This window comes from Paraclostridium dentum (assembly GCF_012922555.1).
Lineage (GTDB): Bacteria > Bacillota > Clostridia > Peptostreptococcales > Peptostreptococcaceae > Paraclostridium > Paraclostridium dentum.
In genome coordinates this window covers 1-328 of sequence record NZ_WIPK01000188.1, presented here as the reverse complement: position 1 = coordinate 328, position 328 = coordinate 1, and the positions used below count along the sequence as shown (strand labels likewise).

Here is a 328-nt window from a genome sequence, read left to right as displayed (position 1 = left end):
CCATGTTGTACTTAATGAGCCGTGATCCCTGAATGAGTTGTGCTCCCTCGTTGGTAAAATGGCAGGCGAACAAGAGCCAGTTCCTGGGCTGTACTTTGTAGGCAAACCTCATGAACAGCAGTGAGTAGCAGGTCAGAGCAAAGGTCATTCGTCCACTGATGATTTCAGGACTCTTTTTCATGTCGCTGATTGCAGCAATCGGCAACCCCCAGTTTGCTACTGGACCCCAGAAGTGTGTGCTCATCAGATAGTCTCTGAACTCCTTACTGCGGAGATGATCCACAGCTTTACGGGCCAAAGTGCCAGCCATTGTTTTACTCGAGTCACG

Annotated in this window: 1 protein-coding gene; it reads right to left on the bottom strand. The window is 49.7% G+C overall.

Going from position 1 to position 328, the window contains the following annotated elements; all coding sequences use genetic code 11:
• A partial coding sequence (locus GFJ41_RS21310) for a mitochondrial pyruvate carrier family protein (protein ID WP_170076056.1) occupies positions 1 to 298 on the bottom strand: 298 nt, incomplete at its 3' end.
• Positions 299 to 328 lie beyond the last annotated feature (30 nt).